The following is a 12,577-nucleotide window of genomic DNA, read 5'->3' on the forward strand; positions in this document are numbered from 1 at the left end:
CACCGAACCACCACCCCTTCCGTACGGATGCATGCCATGACTTCCCCCAACACCCCTCCACACCGTATCGGTCATCGCCTGGCGATGGCCGGTGTCTCCATTCTTGCCGCGGCGGTGCTGGCCGCCTGCAGTGGCGGTCATGCCGAAGAGGCCGGTGCACCGCCGCCGCCGCAGGTCAGCGCCGCGCCGGTACTGGTCAAGCAGGTCAGCCAGTGGGACGAATTCAGCGGCCGCGTTGAAGCCGTGCAGAGCGTCGAGCTGCGTCCGCGCGTGTCCGGCTACATCGACAAGGTCAACTATGTCGAAGGCGAAGAAGTGAAGAAGGGCGCTGTCCTGTTCACCATCGACGCGCGCAGCTACCAGGCCGAGTACGATCGCGCCGCCGCCGAACTCGCCCGTGCCCGCACCCAGGCCAGCCTGGCACGCAGCGAATCCGAGCGCGCCAAGCGCTTGGCCGAACAGCAGGCCATTTCCACCGAAACCGCCGAACAGCGCCGCGCCGCTGCGGACCAGTCCGGCGCCGCCGTGCAGGCCGCGCAGGCAGCACTGGATGCGGCGCGCCTGAACCTGGAGTTCACCAAGGTGCGTGCACCCATTGATGGCCGCGCCGGCCGCGCGATGGTCACCGCCGGCAACCTGGTGACCGCCGGCGACAGCGCCAGCGTGCTGACCACGCTGGTGTCGCTGGACACGGTGTTCGTCTACTTCGATGCCGACGAGAGCACCTTCCTGCGCTACACCCAGATGGCCCGCAACGGCCAGCGCCCCAGCGAGCGTGACAGCGAACTGCCGGTGAAGGTTGGCCTGTCCGGCGAAGACGGCTACCCGCACAGCGGCAAGGTCGATTTCCTCGACAACCAGGTCACCCGCAGCACCGGCACCATCCGCGTGCGTGCGCTGCTGGACAATGCCGATCGCCAGTTCACCCCCGGCCTGTTCGCGCGCGTGCAGCTGCTGGGCAGCGGCCAGTTCGAAGCCCGCCTGATCGATGACAAGGCGGTGCTGACCGACCAGGACCGCAAGTACGTGTACGTGGTCGACAAGGAGGGCAAGGCGCAGCGTCGCGATGTCCGCCTGGGCCGCACCGCCGAAGGCCTGCGCATCGTCGAAGACGGTCTGGCTGCCGGTGACAAGGTGATCATCGACGGCGTGCAGAAGGTCTTCATGCCGGGCATGCCGGTGCAGGCCAAGGCCGTGGCGATGCAGCCGCAGCCGGCCCCCGCACCGGGCCGCGATGCGACCGCCGCACTGAAGCACTGATCCGCGTTTCCCTCTAGCTGCCGGCGCCTGCGGCAGCCTTCCCTGCCTTCGTCATTTCGACGAGGGGCAGGGCGGCTGTTGCCCGTCGGCGGCATTTCCCAGGAATTCCTCCATGGACTTTTCCCGTTTCTTCATCGACAGGCCGATCTTCGCGGCGGTGCTGTCGATCGTGATCTTCGCCGCTGGCCTGATCTCGATCCCCATCCTGCCGATCGGCGAGTACCCCGAAGTGGTGCCGCCGTCGGTGGTCGTGCGCACGGTCTACCCGGGCGCCAACCCCAAGGTCATTGCTGAAACCGTGGCCACCCCGCTGGAAGAAGCGATCAACGGCGTCGAGGGCATGATGTACCTCAAGTCGGTGGCCGGTTCGGACGGCGTGCTGCAGATGACCATCACCTTCCGCCCGGGCACCGATCCGGACGAAGCGGCGGTGAAGGTGCAGAACCGCGTGGCCCAGGCGCAGGCGCGCCTGCCCGAAGACGTGCGTCGGCAGGGCGTGACCACGCAGAAGCAGTCGCCCACCTTCCTGATGGTGGTGCACCTGACCTCGCCCAATGGCAAGTACGACACGCTGTACCTGCGCAACTACGCTCGCCTGCACGTGAAGGACGCGCTGGCACGTATCCAGGGCGTGGGTGATGCGCAGATATTCGGTGGCGGTGACTACGCCATGCGCGCCTGGCTGGACCCGGACAAGGTGGCCGCGCGCGGCCTGACCGCCAGCGACGTGGTGGCCGCCATGCGCGAACAGAACGTGCAGGTCTCGGCCGGCCAGCTCGGTGCCGAACCGCTGCCCAACAGCCAGTTCCTGACCCTGATCAATGCGCAGGGCCGACTGAAGAGCGAGCAGGAATTCGGCGACATCGTCCTCAAGAGCGGCACCGATGGCGAAATCGTGCGCCTGTCCGATGTGGCCCGCCTGGAACTGGGCGCCGGCGATTACACCCTGCGTTCGCAGCTGGATGGCAAGAACGCGGTGGGCATCGGCATCTTCCAGTCGCCCGGCGCCAACGCGCTGGAGATCCGTGATGCTGTGATCGGCACCATGGACGAGATGCAGAAGACGTTCCCGGCCGACGTGAAGTACGAAGCGGTGTATGACACCACCATCTTCGTGCGCGATTCGATCAAGGCCGTGGTGTCCACGCTGCTGGAAGCCATCGCCCTGGTGGTGCTGGTGGTGATCCTGTTCCTGCAGACCTGGCGCGCGTCGATCATTCCGCTGATCGCCGTGCCGGTGTCGGTGGTGGGCACGTTCGCTGCGCTGTACCTGCTGGGCTTCTCTATCAACACGCTCAGCCTGTTCGGCCTGGTGCTGGCGATCGGCATCGTGGTGGACGATGCGATCGTGGTCGTGGAAAACGTTGAACGCAACATCGAAGAAGGTCTGTCGCCCACTGCAGCGGCACACCAGGCCATGCGCGAAGTGTCCGGGCCGATCATCGCCATCGCCCTGGTGCTGTGCGCGGTGTTCGTGCCGATGGCTTTCCTGTCCGGTGTCACCGGCCAGTTCTACAAGCAGTTTGCCGTCACCATCGCCATCTCCACGGTCATCTCGGCCATCAACTCGCTCACCCTGTCGCCGGCGCTGGCCGCGCGCCTGCTAAAGCCGCACGGTGCGCCCAAGGATGCCCCGAGCCGCCTGATCGACCGTCTGTTCGGCTGGGTGTTCCGCCCGTTCAACCGCTTCTTCAAGTCCAGCTCGGAAAAGTACGAGCGTGGCGTTTCGAAGATCCTCGGCCGTCGTGGTGCGGTGTTCGTGGTCTACGCGATCCTGCTGGTGGGTACCGGTGTGATCTTCAAGCTGGTGCCGCCGGGCTTCATTCCCACCCAGGACAAGCTGTACCTGATTGCCGGTGTGAAGCTGCCGGAAGGCTCGTCGATCGCGCGTACCGATGAAATGCTGCGCAAGGTCGCCAAGATCGCCCAGGAAACCGATGGCGTGGCCCACACCATCTCGTTCCCGGGTCTGAACGCGCTGCAGTTCACCAACACGCCCAACACCGGCGTGGCCTTCATCCCGCTCAAGCCGTTCAACGAGCGCCACGGCCGTACCGCCGCGCAGATCAATGCCGAGATCAACCAGAAGATCGCCGGCCTGCAGGAAGGCTTCGCGTTCTCGATGATGCCGCCGCCGATCCTCGGCCTGGGCAACGGCAACGGCTACCAGATGTTCATCGAAGACCGCGGCAACCTGGGCTATGGCGCCCTGCAGAATGCGGTGCAATCGATGCAGGGTGCAGTGGCACAGACCCCGGGCATGGCGTTCCCGATCACCAGCTACCAGGCCAACGTGCCGCAGCTGGATGCGGAAGTTGACCGGGTGAAGGCCAAGGCGCAGGGCGTGCAGCTCACCGAGCTGTTCGACACCCTGCAGACCTACCTGGGCTCGGCCTACGTGAACGACTTCAACCAGTTCGGCCGTACCTGGCAGGTGATCGCCCAGGCCGATGGTCCGTTCCGTGAAAGCGTGGAAGACATCGGCAAGCTGCGTACCCGCAACGACCGTGGCGAGATGGTGCCGATCGGTTCGATGGTCACCGTGAAGCAGACCTACGGCCCGGACCCGGTGCTGCGCTTCAACGGCTACCCGGCCGCCGACCTGGCCGGTGAAGCCGACCCGCGCGTTCTGTCCTCGGCCGAAGCCATGAACAAGCTGACCGAGATCGCCGGCAAGGTGCTGCCGGTGGGCATGACCACCGAATGGACCGACCTGAGCTACCAGCAGGCAACCCAGGGCAAGGCCGCCTTCATCGTCTTCCCGGTGGCGATCATGCTGGCCTTCCTGGTGCTGGCTGCGCTGTACGAAAGCTGGTCGCTGCCGCTGGCGGTGATCCTGATCGTACCGATGACCCTGCTGTCGGCCCTGTTCGGCGTGTGGCTGACCGGCGGTGACAACAACGTGTTCGTGCAGGTGGGCCTGGTGGTGCTGATGGGCCTTGCGTGCAAGAACGCGATCCTGATCGTCGAGTTCGCCCGTGAGCTGGAAATGGGCGGCAAGGGCATTGTCGAGGCCGCCCTGGAAGCCTGCCGCCTGCGCCTGCGCCCGATCGTGATGACCTCCATCGCCTTCATCGCCGGCACCGTGCCGCTGGTGCTGTCGCATGGCGCAGGTGCCGAGGTACGCTCGGTTACCGGCATCACCGTGTTCGCCGGCATGCTGGGCGTGACCCTGTTCGGCCTGTTCCTGACCCCCGTGTTCTACGTCGCCCTGCGCAAGTTCGTCACCCGCAACGGCGGTGGCCAGCTGGTGCAGCACGGCGAACCGACCATCCATCACTGACCTGGAAAACAGCGGTTGCGCCGGCCCGGTGCCGGCGCCCGCTTTCCCCTATCGAGGCATGACCCCATGAACACCCATCAGAACAAGATTGCCCTGGTTACCGGCGCCACCCGCGGCATCGGCCTGGAAACCGTGCGCCAGCTGGCGCAGGCCGGCGTGCATACGCTGCTGGCCGGTCGCAAGCGCGAAACGGCGGTGGAACAGGCGTTGCAGCTGCAGGCCGAAGGCCTGCCGGTGGAAGCCATCCAGCTGGACGTGACCGATGCGGCCAGCATTGCCGAAGCCGCCGAACAGGTGCGCCAGCGCCACGGTCGCCTTGACATCCTGGTGAACAACGCCGGCATCATGATCGAAAACCCGGCGCAGGCACCGTCCGAGCAGTCGCTCGATACCTGGCGCCGCACCTTCGACACCAACGTGTATGCGCTGGTGGCCGTTACCCAGGCCTTCCTGCCGCTGGTCAAGCAGGCCAAGTCGGGCCGCATCGTCAACGTGTCCAGCATGCTCGGCTCGCAGACCCTGCATGCCGACCCGAACTCGGGCATCTACGATTTCAAGATTCCCGCCTACAACGCCTCCAAGGCGGCGGTGAACAGCTGGACCCTGGCCCTGGCCTACGAGCTGCGCAACACGCCGATCAAGGTCAACACCGTGCACCCCGGTTACGTGAAGACGGACATGAACGGTGGCAACGGCGAAATCGAAATCAGCGAAGGCGCCCGTTCCAGCGTGGAAATGGCGCTGATCGGCGAGGCCGGCGCCAGCGGCAGCTTCACCTACCTGGGCGAGGTGCTGCCGTGGTGATCCGTACCTTGGCCGCCGCCGTGTCCAGCCTGGTGCTGGCCGGCTGCGTGACCGTCGGCCCGAACTACAAGGCACCGGTGCAGGAACCGGTGGCCCTGCAGAGCGCGCAGCAGACGGTGTTCAGCACGGCCGCGCCAGTGGCCAGCTGGTGGGCGCAGTTCGACGATCCGGTGCTGGAAGAGCTGGTGCACGGCGCCCTGTCGGACAACCTGGACCTGCGCGTGGCCGTGGCCCGCGTCAGCCAGGCCCGCGCAGTGTTCGTGGAAAGCCGCTTCGACCAGGCCCCGCATGTCACCGCCGGTGGCAGCTACGACCGCCGCAAGCAGCCCGATGCACAGCAGGGCGGCGAGCGGGTGTTCAGCGAAAGCTACCAGCTCGGCTTCGATGCCGGCTGGGAACTGGATCTGTTCGGCCGCAAGCGCCGCGCCGCCGAAGCCGCGCGTGCCGATCTGGGCGCCGAGCAGGCCAACCTGGCCGACGCACAGGTGCTGGTGGCAGCCGAAGTGGCGCGCAACTACTTCGAACTGCGTGGCACCCAGAAGCGCATCGCGGTGGCCCAGCACACGCTGGAAAACCTGCGCGATACGCAGAAGCTGACCGAAGCGCGCTGGGAACTGGGCGCTGGCAGCGAACTGGACGTGCAGAGCAGCCGCGCGCGCCTGAAGGCGATCGAGGCTGACATTCCGCTGCTGGAAGTAGCCGAAGCACAGTCGCGCAACCGTCTGGCCGTGCTGTTGGGCCAGCGCCCGGAAGTGCTGAGCGCGATGCTGGCCCCGCATGACGTGCCCGCATTCGCCAAGGCGCTGCCGCTGGGCGATACCCGCGAACTGCTGCGCCAGCGTGCCGACGTGCGCGTGGCCGAACGCCGCCTGGCCGCTGCTACCGCGCGGGTTGGCGTGGCCACCGCCGATCTGTTCCCGCGCCTGTCGCTGTCCGGCTTCGTCGGTTTCCTCGGCGGCGATGCCAGCGGCCTGGTCAACGGCAACAACAAGGCGTGGTCGCTCACCCCGTCGATCAGCTGGGCTGCATTCGACTTCGGCACGGTGAAGGCGCGCCTGCGTGCCAGCAAGGCCGAAGCCGAAGGCGTGGCAGCGCAGTACGAACAGGCCGTGCTGCTGGCCCTGGAAGACACCGAAAACGCGCTGACCCGCTATTCCAAGCAGCAGGCGCGTCTGGCGATCGTGGTCGAGCAGGCGCAGGCGGCACGACGTGCCGAATCGCTGGCGCAGATCCGCTTCCGCGAAGGTTCGGAAGACTTCCTGACCCTGCTGGATGCGCAGCGCACCCAGTTGGCCGCCGACGATGCGCTGGCCGCAGCCGAGGCGGAAGTGAATGTCAGCGTGGTCGGTGTCTACAAGGCACTGGGCGGCTGGGGCCAGGCGCCGCAGCCGGCGGTGGCCAGCCGCTGACAGCAGGCGAGGGCATCACGTCGTATCCAGCGTGGCTGGCGGCGTGATGCCCGCGCACTGCACGGTCTGGCGGCAACGCCTGTCGGCGCCATGTCGTTTCTGACTCTGCCGGAATCTGCCTGCGCGGTGTACCTAGTGGGACACCCCCCAGCAAGGACCGGCGATGCGTGACGAGAAGCGATCCACCCAGCGGATGCTGTTTGGCGATCCCGGCCTGCCTGGGGCAGGGCTGTCGGTGGCGGTGGTGGTGCTGATGGTGCTGGCCGCGCTGACCGGCGCCGTGGGTTTCATGCGCCTGCCCGATTCCATGCTCGGCGTCGGCCTGATCTGCGTGGCCCTGTTCCTGGCGGTGGCCGCACGCATCTTCCAGGCGCGCGACCAGCACCAGGCGCTGTTCCGCCTGTTGGACAAGCGCCCCCCGCCCTGAGCAGGGGGCGTGTCGGTCAGGGTGTCGGCCAGTCCAGTTCCACCACCAGCGGGAAGTGGTCCGAGGGCAGCACCCCGCCGATGCGGCGGTCGTCGGTGGTGAAGCTGCGCGCGTGGAAGCCGCGCACCAGCACCCAGTCCAGCTGCGTGGTGGCCTTACCGGTGAAATCATGGAAGGTCTTGCGCGGCCCCTTCGGAGCGGCCACCTGGGTGCGGGTGTCCTGCAGCACGCGGGTGAAGGCCTGGTAGGTGCCGCTGCCCGGTTCGCTGTTGAAGTCACCGGTCAGTACCACCGGCAGATCCGCCGGCAGGTCGGCCACACGCTGGGCGATCAGTTCGGCCCCCTTCTGCCGGCGCGGCTCATCCTCGTCGCGGTAGGGCAGGTGGGTGTCCATGAAGTAGAAGCGGCGGCCGTCGTCCAGGCGGCGGAACAGCGCCCAGGTGACCATGCGCGGGTACAGGTTGCCCCAGGTGATGCTGCCCGCCACGTCCGGGGTGTCCGACAGCCAGAAGTCGCCGGACTGCTCGATCGCCAGCACCTTGCTATCGTAGAACACGCCCATGTGCTCGTCGCCGTCGCCGCCGCGGCGGCCTTTGCCGAACCAGCGGTAGCCAGGCAGGTGCTCGGCCAGATAGCTGGCCTGTTCGGGCACCAGTTCCTGGGTGCCGATCACCGCCGGGTGTGCCTCCAAGATGACCTTGACCATCGCATCGCGGCGGTCCGGCCAGCGCTTGCCCGGCTCGGTATCGGCCGGCGTGCGCACATTGAACGACATGACTTTCAGGGGTGCCGGGCTGGCAGCCCAGGCGGCGGCTGGCAGGGCCAGGGCCAACACCGCGCAGAGTGCGGTGCGGCGGACGTGATGCAACATCGTGGAATCCCTCCATTCCATGAAAACGATTCCAGAGGATCGCACGGATGGCACCCGGCGGATATGCCGGGTGTGGCCGCTGGCCATTGGCAGGGGCTTCAGTCGCGTGGGGCGTCGTGCGCCTGCATGTCCTCGTGCAGGATACGCCGCAGCTCGACGATGGCCGGTGTCGCTTCCTGCACGCTGTGGCCGGACACGATCACCTTTTCAGACTGCGCATGCGGCAGGTGCGAGCTCCAATAGGGCACCAGTCCATCGCTGCTGTCCTGCAGCGGGCCCTGCGCGTTGGAGCGGGCAATGATGGAGTGGTAGCGCACCTTCGGCGCCATCGGCAGGTCGGCCACCGCCTTGATGAAGGCATCGTCCTTGTCCAGGTTCTGGATGCTGTTCATGCGATAACCGTGCTTGTCATCGTTGCGTTCGATCTGGCCGTCGTTGGCCAGGCTGGCCACGTCTTCCAGCACGGTCAACGGCAGGCGCACGAACTTGCCGATCCATCGGCCCAGGCGCGTGCCGGCCACATCGGTGCCACGGTGCGGGGTGGCGATGAACACTACCCGCGAAATCTCCGGTTCCGGCTGGAAATTCAGCAGCGGTGCGCCGCGCGTGCGCAGCAGTTCGCGCTGCACCGGCGACATCTGCGCAGTGTCCAGCAGGGTCTGCACCAGATGGTCGCCAGATGAGGAAACCAACAGCCGCGAGATCACCCCGCCCATGCTGTGCGCGACCACCACCATGTCGTGCGAAGCCACATCCTTCCCACCCGGATCGAAGTGCGCCAGCACATCGTCCAGCGTGTGGCGAATCGCATCATGGCTGAGCGCGATCGGCATGTTGGTGGGGTAGTAAAACTGCCAGATCTGGAAGTCGCGACGGATCTCTTCGTCGCGCATCAGTTCATTGGCCACGTTCACCCACGCTTCCGGGCTGCTGGCCAGGCCGTGGATCATCAGCAGCACGCGCCGGTCCGGGTCGAACGGCTGCATCATGAACAGATGCGGGCGCTCGATACCGCCTTTGCCACCGAACAGCGAGCGCAGCGATTGCCGGCTGAAATTGGAGCGTGCCAGCCACAGCGCGTAACCGGCGGTGAAGTTGGCCGCCAGCGGCACCTGCTCGCCGTGCAGCTGCACCTCGGACACCTGGTACGGATCATGGATTTCCAGCGTGGGCGCGTTGTCGTGCAGCACTTCCCACAGGTTGGCGCCGGCAAAGCGCAGCAGCACCGTCATCGACGGCGAGGGCATCTCGCTCCAGTCGCGCACGGAGGCGGCGGCAGCAGCCTGCGGGCTGCCCGGCGCTGCAGCCGGCGCCGCAGCAGCAGGCTGCTCGCTGGGGTCGGCCATCACCGCCACCAGCTCGGCACCGAAGCCATCGCGGCGGTGCACGCTGCGCAGGGTGCCGGTGAAGGACATCGACGCGGCTGGCACCAGCTCGACCAGTTGCCGGCCATCCTGGGTGGCACCGTCGGCATCGGGGGCCAGCACGAAGGTCCACGGCCCCACCTGCAGGCGTGAACGGTCGCTGCCGGCGTCGCCGCGCGAATACACCTCGAACAGCATCACAGAGGCTTCCTGCACGGCCAGATTGTAGTAATCGCGCACCTGGGTCTGGCGGTCTTCGAAGCCGCGCTGGTTGGCGGTGCGCTCGGTGAAGAACAGATACGCGTAGGCCTGGCGGGCCACCTGCATCCATGCATCCAGACGTGGCTGGAAGCCGGCATCGAGCGGGGCCAGCGGCTGCGTCGGCGCCGCCGCACGTGCCGCGGCCGGGGATTCGCGCTTTGGCGCGGGCAGACTCATCGCATACTGCAGCCACAGTTCGGCCAGGCTGGAACGCTTGTCCTCCTCGCGCACGACGATGCTCGCTTCCATCGCCTCGATGCAGGCCGGGCCTGGTTTGGCACACGCGGTTTCATCCAGCCCGGCCACACGCAGCGTTTCCCAGGTGGCCGCACTCAGCTTGCCGCTGGTCAGGATGTCACCGCGCTTCAGCGCGATGTACTGGCCCGGGGTGACCGTGCCCACCTGCACCGACGGGCCGAACTGGCGAAGCGTGGCGCAGCCACTCAGCAGCAGCAGGGCGGTGGCGGCCAGCGCCATGTGGCGAACGACGGTGAAACCGGGTAATGCCATGCGGTCCTCCTGCGCAGTGGCGCCACTCTAGCCGGAGCGGCGTCAACGCGGAAGAAAGTGGCGGCGTGTGTGACACTGCGGGCCTTGCGCTGACGCCCGGGGATGCCGATGCACCTGCTGGAAACCCGCATTCCGCCCCCGCTGGTCATGCTGCTGTGCGGCCTGGCGGGCTGGGCGCTGGACGGCCTGCTGGCCCGGTGGCAGCTGCCGGTGCCGGCCTGGGCAGCGGTTTCCATCGGGGTGCTGGGCCTGCTGCTGAACCTGCTGCCGAAGTGGACCTTCGGCCGCGTGCGCACCACGGTGAACCCACTGCGGCCGACTTCGACCACGGTGCTGGTGACCAGCGGGATCTATCGCTACAGCCGCAACCCCATGTACCTGGGCCAGGCGCTGGTGCTGCTGGGCGCGATGCTGCTGCTGCGCAACGCGCTGGCGCTGCTGGTGGTGCCGCTGTTCGTGGCGTGGATCACCCGCCTGCAGATCGTGCCGGAAGAGCGCGCGCTGGCCGCGCGCTTTGGTGCCCGCTACGAGGTATTCCGCAGCCAGGTGCGGCGCTGGCTGTAGGCGCCGTGCCGCGCAGGGTTACGGCGAGATCTGGCAGCTGACCGCGGCCGAATAGCCCTCGTAATCGTCGGCCGCGCCCACGTGCTGGGTGTGGCGTGCATCGACCTTGCGGATGTAGGACGGCGCTTCGCTGTCGGCATCGTCGTTCACCGTGGTGACCGACAGGCTGCGGCCGACCTGCGCGGCGGTGATGCCCTGCAGGTACACATGGATGCTCTTCTGCCCGCCGGCAATCACGCTGACATCGGCACTGGTCACGATGCCGCCCAGCAATGCCACTTTGCCGCCCTTGGGCTGGAACACGCCACCCGGCACCGGGGTTAGCCCGGCTGCGCGCAGCGCCTGTTCGGCCTGGGCCTGGGTGAAATCCGAACCGGGCCGACAGGCCAGCAGGGTTTCCAGGGCGGCGGTGGGCTTGGCGGCGGGCGCGGCGGTGGCGGCGGTGGTGGCACCAGTGGCCAGGGCGAGCAGCAGGGTGGGCAGGCGGAGGTTCATGGCAGATCCTTCTGGGGTGGCGGGCAGGGCGTGTGGCCGTTGGTTCTGCAGTGTGCGGCAGGTGCGGGTGGGCTGTCACCGCGGGGAGGGAGGCGGCAACAAAAAAGCCGGAACCCCTTGGTAGGAGATCCGGCTTCTTGCGGCCTCGACAGGCCATACAGATGGTGGAGGTGGGCGGAATTGAACCGCCGTCCGAAGGCACTCCATCCCCAGCACTACATGCTTAGCTCACCGTTGGATCTCGCCCCCGAGCAGCACGGTGTGCAAAGCGCACCCGGGGACCAGCCTGTTGTGTTCTAGTGCCGGACTGACAGGCAGCCGCCCAGCGCGATTCCATGATAGTGACTCTACACCGCGAGCATGGACACAAGCGGTTTCGAGGCTTAGGCCTTAAGCGGCCAGAGCGTAGTTGTCGTCGTTGGCAACTAGAGTTTTGCAGCTGGATTTACGAGGAAAGCTACCCCCTCGGCATGCGCCAGGCGACTTCACAACCCCCGTCGAAACCAATGCACCCCCGGTTTCTACAGTGCTGCAAGGTACAAGGCCGGTTCCGTGTTGCCACGGCACAGGCCTGCCCAACGGCTGTAATGCTACGGCAAAAATGCTGAACCGTCACCTTCGCCGGTTTTTCAATCCGCAACAGGTTGTAGAGCCTTTGTCATAGCGGATTGCTAACTTCCCTGGCACGAAATTGCGACACACTGGCAGCGACCATCCGAGCCAGGATCGACACGGAGACAGTGGGTGACCGAAGCCAAGCAACAGCGCAGCCTGCGACAACTGGTCGGGCCGGTGGGCGCCGACTACCAGCGCCGGGCGGTGCCGCCGGCGTGGGTGTGGGCGGTCATGGCGATGCTGCTGGCGGCCACCTGGCTGAGTGAGTTGCCGGCCACGGCCGCGGCGGCGCTGGTGGCCAGTGCGGTGGTGGTGCATTGGCCGCAGCGCGGGCGCATGCACTGGCTGGGCTGGCGGTTGCCGGCGCTGGCCGTGCTGGCGGCGCTGCTGTGGGGGCCGGACGTGCTGGCGCAATGGTTCGAGCACGGGCTGGCGCTGACCCTGATGTCGCTGGCCAGCCTGAGCATGGGTGTGCATGTGTGGCAGTCGCGGCAGACCGCGCGGCAGCTGCAGGGTGCGGCCGATGCGCTGGATGACGCGCAGCTGCTGTCGCTGCTGCCGGCCGATGCGGCGCGCCTGGCCCAGCAGTGGCGCGCCGGCGATGACCGCCATGCGCCGGAACTGGCGGTGGTGATGCACCTGGCGGTGATGCATGCGGCGCTGGCGCCGCGCCTGGGCGGGCGGGGCATGCTGGCCGGGTGATCGGGGCGGGGG

At 67.2% G+C, this 12,577-nt stretch carries 10 protein-coding genes and 1 other RNA gene; 7 read left to right on the top strand and 4 right to left on the bottom strand.

The window, feature by feature from the left end; all coding sequences use genetic code 11:
• The first annotated feature begins 36 nt into the window (after nucleotides 1-36).
• The 5 genes from IAE58_RS12125 to IAE58_RS12145 all read left to right on the top strand — a co-directional run bounded on the left by IAE58_RS12125 (nucleotide 37) and on the right by IAE58_RS12145 (nucleotide 7,183).
• Entirely contained in the window at nucleotides 37-1,260 is a 1,224-nt protein-coding gene (locus IAE58_RS12125; protein ID WP_199933826.1) for an efflux RND transporter periplasmic adaptor subunit, read from the top strand.
• 112 nt (nucleotides 1,261-1,372) lie between these two features.
• Entirely contained in the window at nucleotides 1,373-4,543 is a 3,171-nt protein-coding gene (locus tag IAE58_RS12130; RefSeq protein ID WP_108752810.1) for a multidrug efflux RND transporter permease subunit, read from the top strand.
• Between the two features lie 66 nt (nucleotides 4,544-4,609).
• On the top strand, nucleotides 4,610-5,347 hold the full coding sequence (locus IAE58_RS12135) for an SDR family oxidoreductase (RefSeq protein WP_108752811.1): 738 nt from the start codon (nucleotides 4,610-4,612) through the stop codon (nucleotides 5,345-5,347).
• Nucleotides 5,341-6,756, top strand: coding sequence for an efflux transporter outer membrane subunit (locus IAE58_RS12140; RefSeq protein WP_199933825.1), 1,416 nt, complete (start codon nucleotides 5,341-5,343; stop codon nucleotides 6,754-6,756). Before IAE58_RS12135 ends, IAE58_RS12140 begins: the two co-directional genes overlap by 7 nt.
• Before the next feature lie 163 nt (nucleotides 6,757-6,919).
• A complete protein-coding gene (locus IAE58_RS12145) occupies nucleotides 6,920-7,183 on the top strand; it encodes a hypothetical protein (protein WP_108749314.1) in 264 nt (87 codons plus the stop codon).
• A gap of 16 nt (nucleotides 7,184-7,199) precedes the next feature.
• Here IAE58_RS12145 and IAE58_RS12150 read toward each other — a convergent pair whose 3' ends face one another.
• Nucleotides 7,200-8,054 (bottom strand): endonuclease/exonuclease/phosphatase family protein, encoded by an 855-nt coding sequence (locus IAE58_RS12150; protein ID WP_199933824.1) that lies wholly within the window; start codon nucleotides 8,052-8,054, stop codon nucleotides 7,200-7,202.
• Between the two features lie 98 nt (nucleotides 8,055-8,152).
• A complete protein-coding gene (locus IAE58_RS12155) occupies nucleotides 8,153-10,189 on the bottom strand; it encodes an alpha/beta fold hydrolase (RefSeq protein WP_199933823.1) in 2,037 nt (678 codons plus the stop codon).
• Between the two features lie 108 nt (nucleotides 10,190-10,297).
• Here IAE58_RS12155 and IAE58_RS12160 point away from each other — a divergent pair, with 108 nt between their 5' ends.
• On the top strand, nucleotides 10,298-10,753 hold the full coding sequence (locus IAE58_RS12160; protein ID WP_199933822.1) for an isoprenylcysteine carboxylmethyltransferase family protein: 456 nt from the start codon (nucleotides 10,298-10,300) through the stop codon (nucleotides 10,751-10,753).
• Between the two features lie 18 nt (nucleotides 10,754-10,771).
• Here the strand turns inward: IAE58_RS12160 and IAE58_RS12165 are convergent, their stop codons facing one another.
• Together IAE58_RS12165 and ssrA are read right to left on the bottom strand one after the other, a co-directional pair.
• Nucleotides 10,772-11,248: a hypothetical protein gene (locus tag IAE58_RS12165; protein WP_199933821.1), complete on the bottom strand. Its 477-nt coding sequence runs from the start codon at nucleotides 11,246-11,248 to the stop codon at nucleotides 10,772-10,774.
• Between the two features lie 162 nt (nucleotides 11,249-11,410).
• Nucleotides 11,411-11,764, bottom strand: a transfer-messenger RNA (tmRNA) gene (gene ssrA, locus IAE58_RS12170).
• Between the two features lie 228 nt (nucleotides 11,765-11,992).
• On the opposite strand from ssrA, the gene IAE58_RS12175 reads away from it, so the two are divergent.
• Entirely contained in the window at nucleotides 11,993-12,565 is a 573-nt protein-coding gene (locus IAE58_RS12175) for a hypothetical protein (protein WP_108752816.1), read from the top strand.
• Nucleotides 12,566-12,577: the final 12 nt, after the last annotated feature.

Source organism: Stenotrophomonas sp. S49 (genome assembly GCF_016624905.1).
GTDB lineage: Bacteria > Pseudomonadota > Gammaproteobacteria > Xanthomonadales > Xanthomonadaceae > Stenotrophomonas.

Bases quoted from the DNA above. Each gene is read 5' to 3' on its own strand.
- IAE58_RS12135 (WP_108752811.1), top strand. From the start codon at position 4,610: ATGAACACCCATCAGAACAAGATTGCCCTGGTTACCGGCGCCACCCGC.
- IAE58_RS12150 (WP_199933824.1), bottom strand. From the start codon at position 8,054: ATGTTGCATCACGTCCGCCGCACCGCACTCTGCGCGGTGTTGGCCCTG.
- IAE58_RS12165 (WP_199933821.1), bottom strand. From the start codon at position 11,248: ATGAACCTCCGCCTGCCCACCCTGCTGCTCGCCCTGGCCACTGGTGCC.
- IAE58_RS12130 (WP_108752810.1), top strand. From the start codon at position 1,373: ATGGACTTTTCCCGTTTCTTCATCGACAGGCCGATCTTCGCGGCGGTG.
- IAE58_RS12160 (WP_199933822.1), top strand. From the start codon at position 10,298: ATGCACCTGCTGGAAACCCGCATTCCGCCCCCGCTGGTCATGCTGCTG.
- IAE58_RS12125 (WP_199933826.1), top strand. From the start codon at position 37: ATGACTTCCCCCAACACCCCTCCACACCGTATCGGTCATCGCCTGGCG.
- IAE58_RS12145 (WP_108749314.1), top strand. From the start codon at position 6,920: ATGCGTGACGAGAAGCGATCCACCCAGCGGATGCTGTTTGGCGATCCC.
- IAE58_RS12155 (WP_199933823.1), bottom strand. From the start codon at position 10,189: ATGGCATTACCCGGTTTCACCGTCGTTCGCCACATGGCGCTGGCCGCC.